Origin of the sequence: Planococcus sp. APC 3906 (assembly GCF_030407685.1) — a bacterium.
Classification (GTDB): Bacteria; Bacillota; Bacilli; order Bacillales_A; family Planococcaceae; genus Planococcus; species Planococcus koreensis.
On sequence record NZ_JASDCW010000013.1, the window covers coordinates 74,517 to 96,204 of the forward strand.

Below are 21,688 nucleotides of genomic sequence, written 5' to 3' on the forward strand. Positions count from 1 at the left end.
CTCGTTGCTTAAGGGTTTTATTGTACGGCTGCATTGTCCAAGCCTTTCTTCTGGTGAATCACGACAAGGAGAGAGGAATATGAAGAACAAAAAATTGCAATCGATGGTTGCAATCGGAATGTTGAGCAGCATTTCATTTATTTTAATGCTGTTCAACTTCCCGCTGCCAGCTTTACCTGCATTTTTAAAAGTTGATTTTAGTGATGTGCCGGCTTTGATCGCCGCAATCACAATGGGGCCAGTGGCCGGAATCCTCGTCGCGTTTTTCAAAAACGTGCTGGATTGGTTATTTGCTGGAAGCCCGACCGGAGTGCCTGTAGGGCATATGGCGAACTTTGCGACAAGCATTTTGTTCATCCTGCCGGTATATGTCATCTACCGTAAATTCTCATCTAAAAAAGGCATGGTATTTGGCCTTGCTGCTGGTACGCTATCAATGGCAATCGGCATGAGCTTGCTGAACTACTTGGTGTTCTTGCCAATGTACACGTACTTCCTGAACATGCCTGCACAAACAGGCAACGCGCTTTTCGGCACGATTGTTCTTGGGATTCTGCCGTTCAACCTGATCAAAGGCTTGGCCTTGACTGCGGTTGTCCTGCTCATGTTCAGCAGCATGCACACATGGATCGAAAAACAGCGGCGCTATTACCTGCCACAATAAATAGAACAAAGGCACCGAGCGATTGCTGCTTCGGTGCCTTTTTGTATGTAATAAGCTTTTCATTTCGCTCTAGGCGGACGCTTTCCGCGGGGTGGGCATGAAGCCTCCTCAGCCCGCTTTGCGCGGGCTTCCGGGGTCTCCATTGACCCACTGATCCCGCAGGAGTCGCCGCCTTCCGCTTCATTCAAAGGTATTTCTTAATAGCGAATTATTTCTTTTATTTAAGTGGCTGAAAAATTAAAAACCTGCATATTCTTGCTGATAATCAGATATGGAGCAAAACAGTCCGACTCCCAAGGGAGCAGTGAAGCGATGAAGTGCCGAAATCCACTCGGGCTTTAGCACGAGTTAGTTCGGCGCAAGCCCGCAGGAAAGATATGGCCGAAAGTAGTTAGGGCATATCTTTGCGACGAAGCAGCGCAGCTATGCAGGAGCATATGTTTTAGCGGGCTGTTTTGCGTAATATCGTCTACATTTTCCAATATATAAAAAAGCGCCGGAGCTTTTAAGCTTCGGCGCTGTCTGTTGCAGATCAAATCAATCTTCGTATTTAAGGGCATCTCCGTCGAATGGTGCATCTGATACTTTAATAGAATCAGTTGGGCAGCCTTCGAACGCATCTTCCATGTCTTCTTCCAATTCGTCTGGAACTGCGGAAGTCCCCATGTTATCATCTAGAATAACAAACGCGATTCCTTCGTCGTCATAATCATAAACATCAGGTGCAGCTGCTCCGCAAGCGCCGCAAGCGATACAAGTATCCTTATCGACAATGGTATACTTAGCCATATTAGTTTCCCTCTCCTTTATCTCCGAACAAGTTCATTTTTACTACCGTATTCATTCTAAAGGTGTTTGTTCAGTTTTTCAACAAAAAACCGTCAGGAGGGCGCCACTTGCTTTTTGAAGAACTTGTCATTTCAATTATGAAAGCCGTAAATCTTGAAAGAACCGTGTCTTCGCCCTTCCATATGATCAAAGGCAAGAAGTCCGGACAGACGATTCAGGACATCGGCTATTATCGGCTTCACCCTTATTTCGCAGTGATGCCGAAGTTGGATAAGAATGCATATGATGAGGTGATACAAAGCCTTTTTGCTCGCAATCTGCTGCGCCCCAATGAGCAGGTCATCGATTTGTCCGAAGCTGCTTTGGGTATGAAGATTCCACCAAGCAAACTCAACGGCTGGAAATACCGCGGCAATGAAATCCTCTTTTTGAATCGCCTGTCATTAATTGTCCAAACTTTGTCGCATACGAGCCAGAGCGTATACAGCTTCGACCCGGTGCATAATGCAGTCGATCTGCAGGCGTGGGTGAAAGAATACTTGGTTCGCATCAATTTTCGGGATTCTGGAATTGCCGGCCGCTTTAGAAAAGAACTGCACGATAGCCTCGGAGCAGCAAATGTAGCTGAAGAAAACAAAATGATGTTGATGCAGCGGCTGACGGGACTTCGCTTAAGCGGTTTGACGTGGGAGCAGATAGCTGCTGGAAAAGGGCTGCATATTTTGGACGTCCAGCTGGCGGTCATCGAAACTCTGCACGCCTGGCTTGAAGTTTTGGAAGGCGGCGATTTTCCGGTTTTTTCGCCGCTATTGAACGGAGTCGTCCAGCGGTCATCACTAACTGAATCGGCAGAACGCACCGATAAATTATTTAAGCAGGGATTATCCCTTGATGAAATTGCGGCTGTCCGGCAATTGAAAACGAGCACGATTGAAGACCATTTCGTGGAATTGGCCATGAACGATCCGGCTTTCGACTATACCGTTTTCATTCCGCAGGATCTATTTCGCAGCATCACGAAAATAAGCGCACAGCGCAATACCAAACGCCTGCGGGATATTAAGGAGATGCTGCCGCAAGCGAGTTATTTCCAGATCCGCTTAGCGCTTGCTGTGAAGGAGGACATTTCATGAAACTAGAGGAACTGCTTTTCAATACATATGGCTTTACATCGTTCCGTCCGGGGCAGCGTGAAGTGATCAGCCAAATTCTTGAAGGCGGCGATGTAATTGCTTTGTTGCCGACGGGAATGGGGAAATCGATGTGCTATCAGCTTCCTGCACATCGGCTGCCGGGCAGTGTATTGATCGTATCGCCGCTGCTGTCGCTGATGCAAGATCAGGTTGCCCAATTAAAAAAGATGGGTGAAAAATCAGTTGTTGCCATCAATTCGTTTGTAAAGCCGGGCGAAAGGGAGAAGATATGGGACAATTTAGCAAGCTATCGTTTCATCTTTATTTCTCCTGAAATGCTCGTTCAGCCTTTTGTGAAAAATCAATTGCAGCGCATCCGAATTTCACTGCTGGTCGCAGATGAAGCCCATTGCATCTCGCAATGGGGCTTCGACTTCCGGCCGGATTACCTGCGCATAGCTGAAATCCTGCCGGTATTAGGAAATCCCCAAGTGCTGGCTTTAACTGCAACGGCTACAAAAAAAGTGACTGATGAAATTATGGCCTATCTTAAGCTGAAAGATCCTTATGTGTATACGCATCCGATGGACCGGAAAAATATCGCTTATGACATCAAACGTTTTGAAAAGCCGAACGACAAAATAGAATGGCTGAAATCGTTTGTCCAGGAATTCGAGGGGCCAGGCATCATTTACGCAGGTACCCGCAAAAAATCACAGGAAATCACAGAGCTGCTGCTAGAAATGGGCTTAAGGGCTGCATATTACCACGGCGGAATGGAGCATCAGGACCGCATCTTCGTCCAACAACAATTCCAGAACGGCGAATTGGAGTGGGTGTGTTCGACCAATGCATTCGGCATGGGCGTCCATATTGCGGACATCCGCCACGTGATCCATTTCCAGCTCCCGACTTCCATAGAAGGCTATGTCCAGGAGGTTGGGCGGGCAGGGCGCGATGGTGAGCCGGCGCTTGCCACACTTTTATACGCGTCCGGAGATGAAATGCTGATGGAAAGCCTGGTGATGGATGAGCTCCCGAACCGCCACGAAATTGAAATGGTGGCTGGAAATAGCCAGGAAAGCAAACGGCTGGTCGAGGAAGGGATCGTCCGGGAAACGGCTTACCGCGTGATTTCTTATTGGCTGAGCCAAATGACTGCGGAAGAAACTGTGGCGAGAATCGACATGATTCGGCAGGAGAAGATCCGCCAAATTGATAAGATGAAAAAATTAGTGAATTTGACAGGCTGCATCCGGGAATATTTAGTCGGCTGCTTTGACCAGGAAGTGAGAGACAAACCCGTCAATTGCTGCGTAAATGATGGCCTTAATTATGAAGTATTTGAAAAAAAGAAGCAGAAATACCAAAAAAGCGAGTTGGACAATTGGCAAAATCGGCTAAATGCACTATTGCCATTGGGATAATTTTCCGATATTTCGTTTACAAAGTTGATTTTTTTCGGCATAATAGAGTTATCAGATTAGGATAGGAGCAGTCAACTATGGGAAAACAAAATTATCGTGACGCCATTGAAAAAGACCGCCAGGAAGTCAGTGTCCTAGGCAATGCAGCCGCTTCTAGAATAGCGCAGCGCAAGGCGGTTAAAGAAAAGCCGAAAAAAACGAAAAGTGCTTTATTGACGACGTTATTCTTCCTTTTCATATTAATTCCTGTTAGCATACTGATTTATGTCGCTTTTTTCTATGAACCCAATGATACGTTGACGGCAAACCCATCCAGTGATCAAGTTAGCCTGGAATCCCCGATTCCTGATGCGCCGCTGGTTCCAGTGGTGACGGAAGAAGAGGATTCTGAAGAATCGGCTGCCGCTGAGAAAGCAGCTGAAGAAAAAGAAGAAGCAGCAGAAAAAGAAGCAACAGAAAAAGAAGCCGCTGATAAACTGGCGCAGCAGGAAGCGGAGAAAACTGCTGCTGCCAAAGAGCAAGCACAAAAAGAGCAGGCAGAAAAAGAAGCCGCTCAAGCGGAAGCTGAAAAAGAACGCCAGCGTGCGGAAGCAGAAAGACAAAAAGAACAAGCTGCTGCAGAACAGAAAAAACAAGAAACACCAGCTGCACCTGTCGCTGCATCAAAGACACATACTGTCCAGTCGGGTGAAACCCTGTACCGCATTGCCGTTAATACGTATGGCAGCGCCGGAGCAAGTGCGGGTGTTGAAAAAATCAAAGCGGCAAACGGCTTGAATTCAAATGAAATTACAGTTGGATCCACATTGGTTTTGCCTTAATTGCAGGATATAGTTATTCGGATGGCGAAGAACATAAAGAGTGAAAAAAGTATAAGGCAGAGGTGAATTGGATGTTTGTGAAAAGTGTAATGGTGAAAAAAGAAAAGTGTTTTACGGTAAACCCGGAAGATTCAGTCCAAAAAGGGTTTGATTTGTTGGAAAAGCATTCAATTGATGCGCTTCCAGTTATCGATGGCAATGATTTCAAAGGGATATTCACTTGGTTCCATGGTTACCGTGCGTTTTTCCACTCAGGTATGAGCAAAGAGGATTTTATGAAATCCACTAAAATTGGAGACGTCATGGTCAACCAGGACGTTTATCTGGGAATTGATGACGTTTTCGAAAAAGCGATTGTCGAACTGAATGATTTTCCGATTATCGCTGTTGTGGAGAAAAATGAATTCCTGGGCATCGTCACACGCTATGACGTAATGACCCAATTGCAAAGCGCTTTCGGCATGCAGTCTGAAGGAACGCGCATTACGTTCACTTCAGTGGAATCAGAAGGCCGTATCGGGCGTCTTGGGGATATCATCGAAAAGTTCAAAGAATCCGTCATCTCACTGGTGACATTTGATGAAACCGACAAGCTTGTGCGTCGAATTGTCTTGAAAATAAAGAAAAAAGACAATGTTGAAAAATTCGTAAAAGAGCTTGAAAAATCAGGATTCCGGGTATTGGATATCGCAGAAGACTGATTGGGAAATAACCCATAAAGAGGCATAAGCAGCGCTCTGCTTATGCCTCTTTATTTATGGAAAGGAAAAGATTTATATGAAAAAGTTGATTTTTGCCGGGCTGGCGATTGGAGCAGCGCTGCCCTTTCAGATGGTGCGGAACGCGTTCATGATAAACCTGCGGCGGCAAGCGATTGGGCTTCAGGCATCCAAACCATTCCAGCCATTTGACATGATGTTTATCTCGGATGTGCACAGAAGAGCCTTGCGGGAATCAATGTTCCGATTTCCAGTGGACATCATTGTCATTGGAGGCGACTTTACAGAAGGCGGGGTGCCGTGGAAGCGGGTGGAAGCGAATCTCGACATCCTGTCCCGGTTGGCTCCTGTCTATTTTGTATGGGGCAATAATGACCGTGAAATGGATGAAACCAAATTACGGGAGCTTTTCGCTAAATACAATGTTAAAGTGCTGGAAGACGAGTCGATACCGTTATTCGGACAACGCCATTTAAGGCTCGTCGGAATCGATTACTTCGCCTATAAAGAAAATTCGGTTGAAGCCGCTTTCTCAGAAGTCCAGAAAAGCGATACGGTCATCTTTGTTTCGCATACGCCGTTTGTCTTCAAAAAAGTAAGAGATCGGCATAAAATCGATTTCGCTTTGGCTGGCCATACCCATGGCGGGCAGATCCGCTTCGGAAAGCTGGGGATTTATCGGCCAGGGCGAACTGAGATTGCAGACGGCGTCGTCCAGTTGATCAGCAACGGATTCGGCACAACTAAATTGCCGATGCGCCTAGGGGCAGATCCGGAGTTCCATCTTTTGACTGTGTATCCGCTTGAAGAAAGATGACGCATTCAAGTGGCAGCAGCTGGGAAAATCCATTATGCTTGAAAGAGAGACAGACAGCGGGAGAGATTTAAATGATAAAAACAGACGTAATTATTATTGGCGGGGGCCCTTGTGGTTTAGCAGCGGCCATCGACTTGAAAAAAATCGGCCTTCATCCGATCGTTATTGAAAAAGGCAATATCGTCAACGCCATCTACAATTATCCAACGCACCAGACTTTTTTCAGCTCCAGTGAAAAGTTGTCCATCGGCGATGTCCCGTTCATCACGGAAGACCGCAAAGCAAAACGCAACCAGGCGCTGGTCTATTACCGTGAAGTCGTGAAACGCAGCGGCATCGAAGTGCGGCCATTTGAAACGGTCCTGTCAGTGGAGAAAGATGGGCAATTCATCGTCTCGACGTCAAAAGAGACGTATTCAGCTAAATATGTCATCGCTGCTACCGGTTATTATGACAATCCGAACAAACTGGCGGTTGAAGGAGCAGATTTGCCTAAAGTCATGCATTATTTCAAAGAAGGCCATCCTTATTTCGACCAGGATGTACTAGTCATTGGCGGCAAAAATTCGGCAGTCGATGCTGCGCTTGAATTGCATAAAGCCGGAAGCCGCGTGACCGTTTCCTATTACGGCACGAGCTATTCGAAAAGCATCAAGCCCTGGATCTTGCCCGAGTTTGACGGCTTGGTCAGAAAAGGCGAAATCACGATGCTATTCGACTCGATTGTCGATAAAATTACGGAAAACGAAGTCGAGCTGACAGTCAATGACACAAAAGAGCGGATTCCAAATGATTTTGTCTTTGCCATGATCGGCTATCATCCGGACCATGAATTTTTGAAAAGAATGGGGATTTCCATCGATTCGGAATCCGGCCGGCCTAATTTCAATGAAGAGACGATGGAGACCGACGTCGAAGGATTATACATCGCCGGGGTCATTGCGGCAGGCAATAATGCAAATGAAATCTTTATCGAAAACGGCCGCTTCCATGGCGGCTTGATAGCCGAAAGCATTGCTGCAAAAGAGGGTGCACAATAAGTGCATCTTCTTTTCATTTTTATTGGCAATCGGCTATTTCCCGCATACGAATTCGTGTAAAATAGACCCCATAAGGAGCGATGTACATGAAAAAGAAAGTATCTTTAATCACCACTGGGGGAACGATCGCCAGCAAGGAAATTTCTAAAGGACTGCTGAAATCAGGTGCGATATCCGGTAAAGAGCTTGCGGCGCTGTGCCAGCTGCCTGAAGAAATTGAAGTCAACGTCATTGACGTCTTTCAGCTTCCGAGCATGCATATCGGGTTCAGTGAATGGGCAGTGCTGAAAAAAGCGATCGAAAAGGAACTGGCTGATGAAACGGTGGATGGAATCGTTGTCACGCATGGCACCGACACACTTGAAGAAACGGCTTATTTCCTGGATTTGACGATTGACGACCATCGAACCATTGTCGTCACAGGATCTCAGCGTTCCCCAGATGATGTAGGCACGGATGTCTACTCCAATTTAAGAAACTCTGTATACGTTTCTGTCGACCGTACATTGCGCGGCGTCGGAACGGTCGTTGTCTTTAATGAACGGATTTACTCCGCCAAATACGTGAAAAAAGTACATTCCAGCAATTTGCAGGGCTTTGATTCTTTCGGGCATGGCTATTTGGGCATCATCGACAATAATGTTGTCAGTGTTTACCAGAAGCCGATTGACCATGAAGTCAAAAAAGTGGGCAGCTCCATTCCGCGCGTTGACATCGTCAAATGCTTTTCGGGGCAAGACGGTCTGCTCATCGATCTGCTGGTTCAGGGTGGCGTAAAAGGTATCGTGCTGGAAGCGGCAGGGCGCGGGCAAATTTCACCTTATATGGTGGATTCGATTGAAAAGGCAGTAGCAAAAGGCGTCGTGGTGCTGTTGACGACGAGTGCAGAAGAAGGGCGTGTCTACCCAAGCTACGGCTACCTGGGAAGCGCACATGATTTGATGCAAAAAGGCGTGCTGCTGGGCAGCGATTACGATAGTAAAAAAGCCCGGATTAAGCTGGCCGTATTGCTGTCGGTTTCTGAACAAATAGCTATTGACTCTTTTTCCAATTAACATCCATCTCTTGTGGAATAACTAAAATTTCCCATTTGATTATGGTACAATAAGAGTGAATCTAGCAAAGGGGCATCCATATGATAATTCTATTAACTGTTGCGATTGCTCCGAGCTTGGCGCTGTTCAGTTACTTTTATTTGCGCGATGATTTTGCAGAGGAGCCGTCGAAATTAATCTTCCAATGCTTTATCTACGGAGCCGTTCTGACATTTCCAATTTTGTTTATCCAATACGTCTTTGATGTCGAAGGTGTTTTCTCCAGGGTGTTTGCGCAAAAAGTCTTTTTCCCGAGTATTGTCGAGGAATTCTTCAAATGGTTGGTGTTGATCATCGCTGTTTACCGGCATATCGATTTTGAAGATCCGTACGATGGGATTCTTTACGGCGCAAGCGTCTCACTTGGCTTCGCCACTATCGAAAACATCTTATACTTATTCGAGTTCGGCATGCAGACAGCGTTCCTAAGAGCTTTTCTGCCGGTTTCCAGCCACGCCTTATTTGGAGTGGTGATGGGTTTTTACCTTGGAAAAGCGAAGTTCTCAACAGGCAAAAGCGGCCGCAAATGGTTAGGGGTAGCTTTACTTGGCTCGTTGATTCTCCACTTGGCTTACAACGCCATCCTGTATTTGAATACTTCCTGGTCTTACGGCGTCATTCCATTCATGATCTTTTTGTGGTGGTTCGGCCTTCGGAAAGTCAAGCAGGCCCATCAACTGAGCGTCAGCCATTACCATGACCACACGTCGCTGCATCCGTAAAACAATGCAGACATCCAAGCTACCCCGCAAAGTCTGCTGCTGACTTTGCGGGATAGCTTTTTTCAATCTGCGGAGCATGTGAACTCCGCTTAAGTCTAAACGTCCACTTCCGCTTTTCTGTGTCCAGACTCCAGCGGACAGATTCACGGGTCGTAAGCCATGCCGGCTGTGCGGCACAAAACGCCGCTTCGCCAGCCCGTCTTGCCCCCACCGAATCTAAACGTCCGCTTCCGCTTTTCTGTGTCCAGACTCCAGCGGACAGATTCTCGGGTTGTAAGCCAAGCTGGCTGTGCGGCACAGAACGCCGCTTCGCCAGCCCGTCTTACCCCCACCGAATCTAAACGTCCGCTTCCGCTTTTCTTGTGTTAAAATATGTTGAATACATATGATGAGGTGACATTTTTGACGAATCCAATACAAATCGCAATCGACGGCCCAGCAGCGGCTGGAAAAAGTACCATAGCAAAAATAGTGGCTGAGCAATTAGGCTATATTTATATCGATACGGGTGCCATGTACCGCGCCATTACATTAAAAGCGATAAACGAAGGCATTAATATGGCCAGCAATGAAGAAGCGGGTGAGTTGCTGCTTCGCACACAAATAGATTTAGAGCCTTCTGATAACGGACAGCTTGTGTTCATGGATGGCGAGGAAGTGACTGAAGCGATCCGCACCCAGCAGGTCACAAAAGCGGTGTCAGAAATGTCTGCGCACGCACTTGTGCGCGAACGCATGGTCGAGCTGCAGCGCCAGCTTGCGGAAAGCAGAGGCGTTGTCATGGACGGCCGCGACATCGGGACTGACGTTCTGCCAAATGCTGCATTAAAAGTGTTCATGTCAGCGACTGTGGAAGAGCGGGCGCAGCGGCGCTTTGCTGATAATCAGGTTCGCGGCATCAACACGCCTTTAGCGGAGCTGCAAGAAGAAATCGCAGCACGCGATAAAATGGACTCCGAGCGAGAGGTATCTCCGCTTAAGCAAGCGGAGGATGCGATTTATATCGATACGACCGATTTGACAATACAAGAAGCGGCACAGAAAATTCTTACGCTGGCCCAAGAAAGGATGGCATAAGGTGAATTTATACGCATTCGGCAAAACCTTAGTGAAAACCGCCTTAACGCCGCTCTACCGCTTTGAAGTGGTTGGGCATGAGAAATTCCCGAAAGAAGGCGGCATCCTTCTTTGCTCGAACCATATCCATGCGCTCGATCCGCCAGTTGTTGGAATGACCGCCCCAAGAACGGTTCATTTCATGGCGAAAGAAGAATTATTCAAACTGCCAATCCTTGGCGGGCTGCTGCCTAAAGTAAATGCTTTTCCTGTGAAACGGGGCATGAGCGACAGGGAAGCCATGCGCACTGCGCTTAAAATCCTGAAAAGCGGGGAAGTAGTTGGGCTGTTTCCGGAAGGAACGCGTTCGACAGAGGGCATTTTGAAAAAAGGCTTGAGCGGAGCCGGATTCTTTGCCCTGCGCGGCAATGCAGATGTTGTTCCGTGTGCTATTATTGGCCCGTATAAGGCGTTCCGCAAAGTAAAAGTGGTGTTCGGTGAACCGATTATCATGGAGCCTTACAGAGAACGCAAAGCGACTCCAGAGGAAGTTACAGAAGCGATTATGGCATCAATCCAGAAGCTTTTGGATGAAAATAGCAAATAACAAGTGATTATTTTTGTTTTTATTAGAGAATTCGAATAAAATAAGATGTGTATAGTTTGTGAAGGAGGGCTACTGATGTCTGAGGAAATGAACATGACGGAAAACCGTGACTTCCAAGTGGGAGATCACGTAAAAGGTACAGTTCTTAAGATCGAAGAAAAAGCAGTAACCGTAACAATTGATGGCGCGCCATTTGATGGGATCATTCCGATCAGCGAATTGTCGAGCCTCCACATCGAAAAAGCATCGGATTCAGTTAAAGAAGGTGACGTTCTCGACTTGATCATTACAAAAGTCGAAGATGAGAACTTTGTATTATCAAAGCGTAAAGTGGACGCTGAACAAGCATGGGACTTGCTTGAGAAGAAGTTTGAAACTGGCGAAATCATCGAGACGGAAGTGAAAGATGTCGTCAAGGGCGGACTCGTTCTGGACCTTGGCGTGCGCGGCTTTGTGCCCGCTTCGCTCGTAGAGGATTATTTCGTTGAATCGTTCGAAGATTATAAAGGCAAGACGTTGGCATTTAAAATCGTGGAAATGGAAAAGGAGAACAACCGCCTGATCTTGTCCCACCGTGCCGTCGTCGAAATGGAAAAAGAGTCGCAAAAAGAAGAAGTGATGGACACGATTCACCAAGGCGACGTATTGAAAGGGAAAGTCCAGCGCATTGCGTCATTCGGCGCATTTGTCGATATTGGCGGAGTCGATGGGCTTGTCCACATCTCCCAGCTGTCGCATGAGCACGTAGAAAAAGTCTCGGATGTCGTCAAAGAAGGACAGGAAGTAACCGTCAAAGTCTTGTCCGTCGACCGTGATTCAGAGCGCATTTCACTTTCGATCAAAGATACGCTTCCGGGGCCATGGGACGCGATTGAAGAAAACGCGCCCAAAGGTTCGGTCCACACAGGCAAAGTGAAGCGCCTCGTCAGCTACGGCGCGTTTGTCGAAGTGCTGCCAGGAGTTGAAGGCCTTGTGCATATTTCCCAGATTGCGCACAAGCATATCGGCACGCCGCATGAAGTGCTGAGCGAAGGGCAAGAAGTCCAAGTGAAAGTGCTTGATGTCAATAAAGCCGACAAACGCTTGTCTCTCAGCATCAAAGAGCTTCAGGAAAAAGAAGCTGAACATTCGCATACCGATTACGAAATGCCGGAAGAATCCAGCGGCTTTTCCATCCGGGATGTTATTGGCGACAAATTGAAAGGCTTTAAATCCGAATAAAATGTCTAGAGCCGATAGGAAAATGGATCATATACGATTTGCGGTGTCGACAGGCCAGGGCAGGGAAACGATGTTTGATGATGTCCGTTTAGTCCATCAAGCATTGCCTTCCCTTGGTGTTGAAGACATCAGCCTTCATATCAGGACAGGTGATTTGAAATTGGAATCACCTGTTTTTATTAATGCCATGACGGGCGGAGGCGGCACGGAAACGACAAAGTTGAACGGGCTGCTCGCCCGGGCAGCGAAGGAAACGGGTTTAGCGATGGCAGTCGGTTCTCAAATGGCTGCGCTGAAAGATCCCGCTGAACGGACGACTTATGAAATTGTGCGGAAAGAAAATCCCGACGGTTTTATCATGGGCAATTTAGGCAGTGAGGCAAGTGTCAGCCAGGCGCAGCAGGCAGTGGAGATGATCGGGGCAAATGCCCTTCAAATCCATTTGAATGTGATACAGGAGCTGACCATGCCGGAAGGCGACCGGGATTTCAAGGGAGCGCTTGAACGCATTGCGGCTATCGCGGAAAGCCTGCATGTACCGGTCGTCGTCAAAGAAACCGGATTCGGCATTTCGCGGGAAGCGGCAGAAAAGCTGGCGAACACCGGCATCGCTGCAATCGATGTGGGCGGTTTCGGCGGAACGAACTTCGCTTCGATTGAAAATGAACGGCGTGCGCGAAAACTTTCCTATTTCCAGGATTGGGGCGTACCGACCGCCGTTTCAATTATCGAAGTAAAGGAAGTCTTCCATAAAACGGTGCTCGCTTCCGGCGGCATCCAGCATGCACAAGATGCCATTAAGGCTTTTGTGTTGGGAGCGGATGCTGTTGGCCTGGCGGGAGCGTTCCTCAAACAAGCGCTTGAGGGCGGAGAAAAAGGGTTGATTGAAGAAATCGGCTTGCTGCAGGAAGATATGCGCATGATGATGACAGCTCTCGGAGCAGCAGAGCCGGCTCGCTTAAGAAGCTGTCCCGCTATTCTGTCCGGCGGTTTGAGCCATTATTTGACCATGCGCGGTTACAATCCGGCAATGTATGCCAATAGAACCAATAACTGAAAATTACACCTTTTAGGGTGATGGACATTTACAAGATGCCATCGCCTTTTTCGTGTATAATAGGAATATCAGAAGTGGAAGGATGAATTTATTATGTCAAAACCGGTAGTAGCAATCGTTGGCCGGCCGAACGTAGGCAAGTCCACGATTTTTAATCGCGTGGTCGGGGAACGTGTGTCCATCGTGGAAGATATTCCAGGAGTTACACGTGACCGCATCTACAGTTCAGCTGATTGGCTGACTCATGAATTTAACATTATTGATACGGGAGGCATCGATTTAAGCGATGAGCCTTTCTTGGAACAAATCCGCCAGCAGGCTGAAATTGCCATGGACGAAGCGGATGTCATCATCTTCCTTGTAAACGGTCGTGATGGCGTAACGACACAGGATGAACAAGTAGCGAAAATTTTATACCGCACGAAAAAGCCGGTCATTCTGGCCGTCAATAAAATCGACAACCCCGATATGCGCCATATGGTATTTGATTTCTACCAATTGGGTATGGGCGAACCTTACCCGATTTCAGGCTCACACGGTCTAGGCATCGGAGATCTTTTGGATGAAGTGGCGAAAAACTTCCCGAAAGACGATCAAGAGGAATACCCTGATGATGTTATCAAATTCTCGTTGATCGGCCGTCCGAATGTCGGCAAATCTTCTTTGGTGAATTCATTTTTAGGCGAAGAACGCGTTATTGTCAGTGAAATTGCGGGAACAACCCGTGACGCAATTGATACGCAATACGAATACGACGGCCAACCGTATGTCATCATTGATACGGCAGGCATGCGCAAAAAAGGTAAAGTCTATGAATCGACAGAAAAATACAGCGTCCTGCGTGCATTGCGTGCGATTGAACGCTCAGACGTTGTTTTAGTTGTGCTCAATGCCGAAGAGGGCATCCAGGAGCAAGACAAGAAAATTGCCGGCTATGCACACGAAGCGGGCAAAGGTGTCATCATCATCGTCAACAAATGGGATGCTGTTGAAAAAGACGAAAAAACCATGAACGTCATGACGCGGAAAATCCGTGAACATTTCCTTTTCCTGGATTATGCTCCGATTTTGTTCGTATCTGCCATCAGTGGGAAGCGCGTCCATAATATTCTTGAAATCGTCAACCGGGTCAATGATAATCATGCAAGACGCATCCAGTCGAGCATCTTGAACGAAGTGATCGAAGATGCTGTTGCGATGAATCCTGCGCCTACCGATAAAGGCCGCAGATTGCGCTTGTATTACGTTACACAGGTGGCCATCAAGCCGCCGACATTCGTTGTCTTTGTCAACGAGCCTGAACTGATGCATTTCAGCTATGAGCGTTTCCTGCAAAACCGGATCCGTGAGAGCTTTGATTTTGAAGGAACGCCGCTCCGGTTGATTACGCGCGCCCGGACATAATTGGAAAAGGTGGTTACTGATATGGAAAAAATATCTGTATTTGGAGCAGGCAGTTGGGGCACGGCGCTAAGCTATGTATTAGCGCAGAATGGCCACGATGTCCTGCTTTGGACACACCGCGCAGAACAAGCGGAAGAAATCAACCAGCATACGAATAACCGATATCTTAAAAACATCAAGTTGCCTGAAAACCTGAAGGCAACAAGTGATTTGAAAGCAGCGGTCAACCATTCGGCGACTTTTGTCATTGCTGTTCCGACAAAAGCCGTCAGGGAAGTGTGTTCTGCTATCAAGGACGAGCTGGATAAAAAAGCTTTGTTTGTACATGTTTCCAAAGGCATCGAACCGGATTCCTTGAAGCGCATCAGCGAAATGATCCGCGAAGAGGTTCCACCGCAATTGCTTGAAGATGTGGTCGTCCTTTCCGGACCCAGCCATGCAGAAGAAGTGGTGCTTGAACAACCGACTACAGTTACGGCGGCCAGTGAGAATACGGCTTCTGCTGAAAAAGTCCAGGACTTGTTCATGAACCATTATTTCCGCGTATACACGAATACCGATGTCATCGGAGTGGAAATCGGCGGTGCCCTTAAAAACATCATTGCGTTGGCTGTCGGCATCACCGATGGATTAGGGTATGGCGACAATGCAAAAGCGGCATTGATGACGCGCGGATTGGCTGAAATAGCCCGCCTCGGCGTCAAGATGGGTGCTACCCCATTGACCTTTTCCGGCCTCACAGGCGTCGGCGATTTGATCGTCACGTGCACAAGCCCGCATTCACGCAACTGGCGTGCAGGGAATATGCTTGGCAAAGGGAAAACGATTGATCAAGTGCTAGAAGAAATGGGCATGGTCGTTGAAGGCATCCGGACCACGAAAGCCGCTCACCAATTGTCAGAGGCATACGATGTGCCTATGCCGATCACAGACGCTTTATACGCCGTTCTTTTTGAAGGCGTATCAACAAAAGACGCTGTGGAATTGCTGATGGGACGCATGAAAAAGAACGAAATGGAAGATCTCATCAACTTGCTTTAATTGTCACAAAAGAAGAGGCAGCGTCACTCTGCCTCTTCTTTTTTTATGCTATACTATGGTCTGAAACAGTACGAAAGGCGGTCTATTATGAGCTCTTTAGATAAAATGTGGGTCTCGTTTGCGGGAATTGCTTTTTTGATCATTTCAATGGGCATGATTTATTTAAGCAGGTATAAATTACAAAATGGCATAGTGAAATTCGTTTTTGCGTTAATCGCTTATATTCTGCTGATTCTTGGATTCTTTATAATGGTGTTCATCGTATTCAGCGGCCCAACAGGCGGCGCGTGAGGTGAGAAAAATGAAAAAAATATCGTTAATCGCTATTCTGGCTGCAGCTGCGATGTTCCTTTCGGGCTGTATGTTCCCGGAGAGCGAGCGGGCGGAGAATCAGATTCCTTACGAAGAGCAAGTCATCCAGGTGCAGAATGCGGTAAATCAGTACAGAGGAGCCCAAGGTGGCATTTTGCCGATCAAAACACGGGATATGGATGTTGATCAATACATCAAATACCCGATTGATTTCGCTAAAATCGTCCCTGCACATCTGGCTGAAATTCCGCCGAATGCTTTCGAAACAGGCGGCATTTTTCAATACGTGCTGATGGATGTTGAAAAAAATCCGACAGTGAAACTTGTTGATTTGCGTATTGCTGAGGAAATTCGGTCGATCAATATCCGCAAAAGCGCGAATGGCGGCCGGGCTCCAATTGCTGAAATCTTGGCAGACAATGTCTATAGGCTGAATTATAAAGCGATGGGCTTTAAGGAAGAACGCTTTGTCGTCAGCCCTTACAGCGGCAGAAACCTGCCATTGGTTGTTAATGGGCAAGGGGAGATCTTTGTCGACTATTCAATCGATTTATACTCGGCAATCCAGGAGTATGACGGCACCCTTGAAGCCGGCCAGGACATCCGGTTTTTGCTGTATGAAGACAATCCGGTAGTGCCGGCTTACTCTCTGCCTTATACCGTAGACGAGAATAATGAACCGGTCTTTAAAACGGAGTGAATTAGCGTGGAATTGCTGATTTAGCGCGGTTTTTCTCAAAATTAACGAATTTACAGGATAATAATTGAATATTTGTTGGTTTTATTGGAAAACCGCGCTATTAGTTGTTGCTATGCATTTTTCGTTATGATACTCTTTTTACAGGATTGAACGATTGCATCCCCTTTGAGAGGAGGTGAATAGCATGAACAAGACAGAATTAGTGAACTCTGTTGCTGAAGCAGCTGAACTTTCTCGTAAAGATGCTGCAAAAGCAGTTGACGCTGCATTTGAAGCGATTCAAGAAGCTCTAACTAAAGGTGACAAAGTACAATTGATCGGATTCGGTAACTTTGAAGTACGCGAACGCGCAGCACGTAAAGGTCGCAACCCGCAAACTGGTGCTGAGATCGAAATCGCTGCAAGCAAAGTTCCTGCATTTAAGCCAGGTAAAGCACTTAAAGACGCAGTGAAATAATCTTCTTTGCAGTACATAGAATGACTTTTGCGAGATTCGTTCCCGCAAAAGTCATTCTTTTTTTAAGTTTTCAATTTTGCCAACAAACCATACATATGCTACGATTTGTGAGAAAAGCGGAAGCGTTCGGAATGGGCCGGTTTATGATTGGCGATTTACGGGCTAACTGCTTGCAACATGAACGGCTTCAAAGAGTGATTTGTTTTTACGGGGGGAAGAATAGTGATAGATACAAATTCCAAAAAAGTGGATTTAGATAAAATAGAGCAGGCAGTTTCGATGATCCTTGAAGCGGTTGGGGAAGATCCATCGCGTGAAGGCTTGCTGGATACACCAAAGCGCGTCGCTAAAATGTACGCTGAAGTATTTTCCGGTTTGCGTGAAGATCCGAAAGAATATTTTCAAACAGTTTTCCACGAAGGCCATGAAGAATTGGTTTTGGTGAAAGACATTCCGTTTTATTCGACATGTGAACATCATTTGGTGCCTTTCTTCGGTAAAGCGCATATCGCCTATATCCCGAGAGATGGTGTCGTGACCGGCCTTAGCAAATTAGCAAGAGCAGTCGATTCGGTGGCAAAACGGCCTCAATTGCAAGAACGCATCACGTCGACGATTGCCGACTCCTTAATGGAATCGCTGAATCCTCATGGCGTATATGTGATGGTCGAAGCTGAGCACATGTGCATGACGATGCGAGGCATAAAAAAACCTGGCGCTAAAACAGTGACAGCTGTGTCCCGCGGGATTTTCGAGAAAGACGATGTAAAACGTTCGGAAATTATCACATATATCAACATGGCTTGATAAAATGCCCATCATTTACCGGAAGAGGGTGAAAACATGGCTCAACTAGAATACATTGTAATCCGTGCGCTTGAAGATGGCGTAAACGTGATCGGTTTGACACGAGGCAATGATACGAAATTCCACCACACCGAAAAGCTAGATAAAGGCGAAGTGATGATTGCCCAATTTACTGAACATACATCTGCGATGAAAATCCGCGGCAAAGCGGAAATCCAAACGGCACACGGCCTTACGGAAAGCGAAGCGAAAAAGTAGGCGTATTGTATGAAGGCGAGGCTGTGCCTGTGATATACTATAGGTGTATGGTATGGCTAAACCATGAATGGAGCAAGCAGTATGAATGAACAACAAATACATTCAAAAATCACTTCTGTGGAGACCGATGTGCTGAAAGCTGTTAAGCAGCGCACACTCGATAAGTTCACAGACGGCCCATCAGTCCTTAGGGCGAGGTTGTTTTTTTTGATTTTGCCTTTTTTTGACAATAAAATGTGGTCTACTGATATTGAAAGATCTGCTAAAACAGTGTCGATCGTCTATGCTGCTTTGCAGGCCCACGATTTAGTGGAAAACGACGTACTGGCAGACAAAAAACAGCAATTGACAGTACTGGCAGGGGATTTCTACAGTGGAATCTATTACAAAATGCTTGCCGAAACCAATAATATCGCTATGATCCAATGGCTTGCCACTGCCATCATCAAAGTGAGCGAAAAGAAAGCTTCATTTTATTCCAGCGAAATACGATCTATGGACGAAATTGATGAAGCTGTAAAGCAGATTGAAACTGAACTTTTGTTTTCGTTTTATAATTTTTATGGGTACCAGGAATACTCTCATTTGGCGGTCTTGATGCTCACCTATAATAGATACACTTCAGAACTCGACTGCTTGCAGAAGGACGGCCAAAGCCTGGCTTTACGGAAGATGACCCAGACATTGCGGCATCCGTTGCAAACCGAGCGATGGCTGCTGGATAAACTCGATTCGCTGTATGAAGAAATTCTGCAGACAATCGGCACACATAATTTCAGTTACGAACTCAAGAATTTCATGCTCCATCAAATAACCCCGCACCAGCATAGAGCTGAGCAGCTGACCCGAGAAGGATGACTGACATGCAAAAGACCAAAGAACAGCGAGTCCACGAAGTTTTCGAAAAAATATCGGTTAACTATGACCAGATGAATTCTGTCATCAGTTTCCAGCAGCACAATAAATGGCGTAAAGATACAATGGACAAGATGCAAGTTGCGAAAGGCGCTTCAGCTATCGATGTGTGCTGCGGCACAGCAGATTGGACGATTGCGCTTGGCGAAGCGACTGGACCGACAGGCAGAGTAGTCGGCCTCGACTTCAGCCAAAACATGCTGAATGTCGGTATTGATAAGACGAAGGATATGCCGCAAGTCGAATTGATCCAAGGCAATGCGATGGCGCTGCCATATCCGGACAACTCATTCGATTATGCGACAATCGGTTTCGGCTTGCGCAATGTACCTGATTATGAACAAGTATTGTCTGAAATGCACCGCGTTCTCAAGCCCGGTGGAATGATTGTGTGCCTGGAAACGTCACAGCCGAATAATGCATTCAAACCGTTTTTCCGTTTTTATTTCCGTTTCATCATGCCGGTATTCGGAAAATTGTTCGCGAAGAGCTATAAAGAGTATTCGTGGCTTCAGGAATCTGCCAAAGATTTCCCAGGCATGAAAGAATTAGCGGCACTCTTTGTGAAAGTCGGATTTGAAAAAGTGAAATACAAGCCTTACTCTGGCGGTGCAGCAGCATTGCATATGGGCATTAAAAAGTAAAATAGCGGGAGAGGTTTTTTAGTGGAAAAGGTGAAGATGAAATTGCTCTATTCTGACCTCAAACCAGAATTGGATTTAATTGAAAAAGAATTAGAACAGGCAGTGGATTCCGAGTCTCCCCTTTTAAACGATGCATCGCTCCATTTATTGCAGGCCGGAGGAAAAAGGATCCGACCTGTTTTTGTTTTGCTTGCAGGCAAATTCGGAACTTACAATATTGATGTCATGAAACAAGTTGCTGTGCCGCTTGAACTGATTCATATGGCATCTCTGGTCCATGATGACGTCATAGACGATTCCGAAATGAGAAGGGGCCAGCTGACGGTCAAAGCGGAATGGAATAACAGTGTTGCAATGTATACGGGAGATTTTATACTGGGGCGCGCCTTGGAATACATCACCGATATCGATTCGCCAAGGCTGCATCAAGTTTTGTCGCAGACAATGATTGAAGTTTGCCGCGGTGAGATCATTCAAATAGAAGATAAATACAAACTAGACCAGAACTTGCGCGATTATTTACGCCGCATCAAGCGTAAAACCGCTTTGCTGATTTCTTCAAGCTGCGAACTTGGAGCAATGGTTGCGGGAGCGGATGAAAAAACAATTGCGCATTTGCGGAGGTTCGGGTATTTCATCGGCATGTCGTTCCAGATCATCGATGACATACTGGATTTCACTTCGTCGGATGAAGAGCTCGGCAAGCCTGCCGGCAGCGATTTTATCCAAGGCAATATCACGCTGCCGATTTTGTATGCGCGCAACAATCCGGAAATCTATCAATTGTTGAAAGACAGCCTGCAAAAAGAACTGACGGACGCCGAGAGGCTCCATATCGTCAAAGTGATCCGGGACAGCTCAGCAATCGATGACGCAAAAAAAGTCAGCGAAAAATACTTGAATAAAGCTTTGGGTGAGCTGGATCATTTGCCGAAAGGCCAAGCCTCTAAGACGATGCGCAAAATCGCATTTTTCATCGGCAAGAGAAAGTTTTAAGCTGGCAGTTGACAAATAGCATCAAACTGATAGTATTTTTTAAGGTGGGCATAAAGCCCGAGCTTTATACAGAGGAGTGTTCATAATGGAAAAAACTTTCTTGATGGTTAAACCTGACGGCGTACAACGCAATGTAATCGGTGAAATCGTGGCACGTTTTGAGAAAAAAGGCTATCACTTAGCAGGCGCTAAATTGATGCAAATCCCAACTGAATTGGCTGAAGAGCATTACGGCGAGCACAAAGAACGCCCATTCTTCGGAGAATTGGTTGACTTCATCACTTCTGGACCAGTTTTCGCAATGGTATGGGAAGGCGAAAACGTAATCTTGACTGCACGCCAAATGATGGGCGCTACTAACCCTAAAGATGCAGCTCCAGGAACAATCCGCGGCGACTTCGCAGTCACTGTTGGCAAAAACATGATCCACGGTTCTGATTCAGCTGAAAGCGCTGTTCGTGAAATCGGCTTGTTCTTCAAAGAAGAAGAATTGGTATCATACGAAAAAACAATCAACAACTGGGTAAACTAATCCCGCTAAAAAAGCAGCCTCGCTGCTTTTTTATTTTGTCTGGAAATCTTTGAGAGCAGTGTATGTTCTTTCATCGATATTCCGCAAAACAGCCCCGCTAAAACATATGCTCCTGCATCGCTGCGCTGCTTCGTCGCAAATATATGGCCGAATTACTTTCGGCCATATATTTCCTGCGGGCTTGCGCCGAACTAACTCGAGCTAGCGCCCGAGTGGATTTCGGCACTTCGCTATCCCGCGGGAGTCGAAGCTGTTTTGCTACATATCTTGTAGATGTCTAGAAGAAACAGGGAGGACTATCTAGTTAAAAATTCGATAAAAGAGATGATTTGCTATCAAGAAATGTCTTTGAATGAAGCGGAAGGTGGCGAGGGCAAACATACTGCTCCTGCATCGCTTCGCTAGCTTCGTCGCAAAGGTATGACCGAACTACGGCCATACCTTTCCTGCGGATT

At 46.6% G+C, this 21,688-nt stretch carries 25 protein-coding genes; 24 read left to right on the forward strand and 1 reads right to left on the reverse strand.

The genetic code is table 11. The features are described 5' to 3' along the window. The first annotated feature begins 79 nt into the window (after nucleotides 1-79). The gene (locus QMA09_RS09450; RefSeq protein ID WP_135500778.1) at nucleotides 80-664 is read left to right on the forward strand and encodes an ECF transporter S component; all 585 of its coding nucleotides are present in this window, start codon (nucleotides 80-82) and stop codon (nucleotides 662-664) included. A 537-nt stretch (nucleotides 665-1,201) separates the two neighbouring features. Here QMA09_RS09450 and QMA09_RS09455 read toward each other — a convergent pair. Continuing rightward, nucleotides 1,202-1,453 carry a ferredoxin gene (locus QMA09_RS09455; RefSeq protein WP_135500779.1) on the reverse strand — a complete coding sequence of 84 codons (252 nt, stop codon included), beginning with the start codon at nucleotides 1,451-1,453 and terminating at the stop codon, nucleotides 1,202-1,204. A 107-nt stretch (nucleotides 1,454-1,560) separates the two neighbouring features. On the opposite strand from QMA09_RS09455, the gene QMA09_RS09460 reads away from it, so the two are divergent. From QMA09_RS09460 to ndk, 23 genes are all read left to right on the forward strand, one after another. Beyond that, nucleotides 1,561-2,586: a YpbB family protein gene (locus tag QMA09_RS09460; protein ID WP_290212912.1), complete on the forward strand. Its 1,026-nt coding sequence runs from the start codon at nucleotides 1,561-1,563 to the stop codon at nucleotides 2,584-2,586. Continuing rightward, entirely contained in the window at nucleotides 2,583-4,013 is a 1,431-nt protein-coding gene (locus QMA09_RS09465; RefSeq protein WP_290212913.1) for a RecQ family ATP-dependent DNA helicase, read from the forward strand. The genes QMA09_RS09460 and QMA09_RS09465 overlap by 4 nt, the downstream gene beginning before the upstream one ends. A 77-nt stretch (nucleotides 4,014-4,090) precedes the next feature. Beyond that, on the forward strand, nucleotides 4,091-4,834 hold the full coding sequence (locus tag QMA09_RS09470; RefSeq protein WP_290212914.1) for a LysM peptidoglycan-binding domain-containing protein: 744 nt from the start codon (nucleotides 4,091-4,093) through the stop codon (nucleotides 4,832-4,834). A gap of 71 nt (nucleotides 4,835-4,905) precedes the next feature. After that, entirely contained in the window at nucleotides 4,906-5,535 is a 630-nt protein-coding gene (locus QMA09_RS09475) for a CBS domain-containing protein (protein ID WP_290212915.1), read from the forward strand. Between the two features lie 76 nt (nucleotides 5,536-5,611). Next, the gene (locus QMA09_RS09480) at nucleotides 5,612-6,370 is read left to right on the forward strand and encodes a metallophosphoesterase (RefSeq protein ID WP_290212916.1); all 759 of its coding nucleotides are present in this window, start codon (nucleotides 5,612-5,614) and stop codon (nucleotides 6,368-6,370) included. A 71-nt stretch (nucleotides 6,371-6,441) separates the two neighbouring features. Beyond that, nucleotides 6,442-7,410 carry a YpdA family putative bacillithiol disulfide reductase gene (locus QMA09_RS09485; protein WP_290212917.1) on the forward strand — a complete coding sequence of 323 codons (969 nt, stop codon included), beginning with the start codon at nucleotides 6,442-6,444 and terminating at the stop codon, nucleotides 7,408-7,410. 86 nt (nucleotides 7,411-7,496) lie between these two features. Beyond that, a complete protein-coding gene (locus tag QMA09_RS09490) occupies nucleotides 7,497-8,465 on the forward strand; it encodes an asparaginase (RefSeq protein WP_290212918.1) in 969 nt (322 codons plus the stop codon). Nucleotides 8,466-8,545: 80 nt separating this feature from the next. Further along, nucleotides 8,546-9,226 carry a glutamic-type intramembrane protease PrsW gene (gene prsW / locus QMA09_RS09495; RefSeq protein WP_135500787.1) on the forward strand — a complete coding sequence of 227 codons (681 nt, stop codon included), beginning with the start codon at nucleotides 8,546-8,548 and terminating at the stop codon, nucleotides 9,224-9,226. 402 nt (nucleotides 9,227-9,628) lie between these two features. Next, the gene (cmk, locus tag QMA09_RS09500; protein WP_175580263.1) at nucleotides 9,629-10,303 is read left to right on the forward strand and encodes a (d)CMP kinase; all 675 of its coding nucleotides are present in this window, start codon (nucleotides 9,629-9,631) and stop codon (nucleotides 10,301-10,303) included. A gap of 1 nt (nucleotide 10,304) precedes the next feature. Then, nucleotides 10,305-10,889, forward strand: coding sequence for a lysophospholipid acyltransferase family protein (locus QMA09_RS09505; protein ID WP_290212919.1), 585 nt, complete (start codon nucleotides 10,305-10,307; stop codon nucleotides 10,887-10,889). Nucleotides 10,890-10,964: 75 nt separating this feature from the next. Continuing rightward, complete coding sequence (rpsA, locus tag QMA09_RS09510; RefSeq protein ID WP_135500790.1) at nucleotides 10,965-12,110, forward strand: 30S ribosomal protein S1; 1,146 nt, start codon at nucleotides 10,965-10,967, stop codon at nucleotides 12,108-12,110. A 1-nt stretch (nucleotide 12,111) separates the two neighbouring features. Then, entirely contained in the window at nucleotides 12,112-13,167 is a 1,056-nt protein-coding gene (gene fni, locus QMA09_RS09515; RefSeq protein ID WP_290212920.1) for a type 2 isopentenyl-diphosphate Delta-isomerase, read from the forward strand. A 93-nt stretch (nucleotides 13,168-13,260) separates the two neighbouring features. Further along, the gene (gene der / locus QMA09_RS09520) at nucleotides 13,261-14,571 is read left to right on the forward strand and encodes a ribosome biogenesis GTPase Der (RefSeq protein ID WP_135500792.1); all 1,311 of its coding nucleotides are present in this window, start codon (nucleotides 13,261-13,263) and stop codon (nucleotides 14,569-14,571) included. Nucleotides 14,572-14,592: 21 nt separating this feature from the next. Then, nucleotides 14,593-15,612 carry an NAD(P)H-dependent glycerol-3-phosphate dehydrogenase gene (locus tag QMA09_RS09525; RefSeq protein ID WP_290212921.1) on the forward strand — a complete coding sequence of 340 codons (1,020 nt, stop codon included), beginning with the start codon at nucleotides 14,593-14,595 and terminating at the stop codon, nucleotides 15,610-15,612. 87 nt (nucleotides 15,613-15,699) lie between these two features. After that, on the forward strand, nucleotides 15,700-15,903 hold the full coding sequence (locus QMA09_RS09530; RefSeq protein WP_135500794.1) for a DUF2768 domain-containing protein: 204 nt from the start codon (nucleotides 15,700-15,702) through the stop codon (nucleotides 15,901-15,903). 10 nt (nucleotides 15,904-15,913) lie between these two features. Continuing rightward, nucleotides 15,914-16,624 (forward strand): hypothetical protein, encoded by a 711-nt coding sequence (locus QMA09_RS09535; RefSeq protein WP_290212922.1) that lies wholly within the window; start codon nucleotides 15,914-15,916, stop codon nucleotides 16,622-16,624. Between the two features lie 184 nt (nucleotides 16,625-16,808). Continuing rightward, nucleotides 16,809-17,081, forward strand: a complete 273-nt coding sequence (locus QMA09_RS09540) for an HU family DNA-binding protein (protein ID WP_135500796.1) — start codon at nucleotides 16,809-16,811, stop codon at nucleotides 17,079-17,081. A gap of 222 nt (nucleotides 17,082-17,303) precedes the next feature. Beyond that, nucleotides 17,304-17,888, forward strand: coding sequence for a GTP cyclohydrolase I FolE (folE, locus tag QMA09_RS09545; protein ID WP_290212923.1), 585 nt, complete (start codon nucleotides 17,304-17,306; stop codon nucleotides 17,886-17,888). A gap of 36 nt (nucleotides 17,889-17,924) precedes the next feature. Further along, nucleotides 17,925-18,146, forward strand: coding sequence for a trp RNA-binding attenuation protein MtrB (gene mtrB, locus QMA09_RS09550; RefSeq protein ID WP_290212924.1), 222 nt, complete (start codon nucleotides 17,925-17,927; stop codon nucleotides 18,144-18,146). Nucleotides 18,147-18,227: 81 nt separating this feature from the next. After that, nucleotides 18,228-19,004 carry a heptaprenyl diphosphate synthase component 1 gene (locus QMA09_RS09555; RefSeq protein WP_290212925.1) on the forward strand — a complete coding sequence of 259 codons (777 nt, stop codon included), beginning with the start codon at nucleotides 18,228-18,230 and terminating at the stop codon, nucleotides 19,002-19,004. Between the two features lie 5 nt (nucleotides 19,005-19,009). Then, complete coding sequence (locus QMA09_RS09560; RefSeq protein WP_135500800.1) at nucleotides 19,010-19,705, forward strand: demethylmenaquinone methyltransferase; 696 nt, start codon at nucleotides 19,010-19,012, stop codon at nucleotides 19,703-19,705. A 21-nt stretch (nucleotides 19,706-19,726) separates the two neighbouring features. Next, nucleotides 19,727-20,701 (forward strand): heptaprenyl diphosphate synthase component II, encoded by a 975-nt coding sequence (gene hepT, locus QMA09_RS09565; protein ID WP_290212926.1) that lies wholly within the window; start codon nucleotides 19,727-19,729, stop codon nucleotides 20,699-20,701. Between the two features lie 85 nt (nucleotides 20,702-20,786). Further along, a complete protein-coding gene (gene ndk / locus QMA09_RS09570) occupies nucleotides 20,787-21,233 on the forward strand; it encodes a nucleoside-diphosphate kinase (RefSeq protein ID WP_135500802.1) in 447 nt (148 codons plus the stop codon). Nucleotides 21,234-21,688 lie beyond the last annotated feature (455 nt).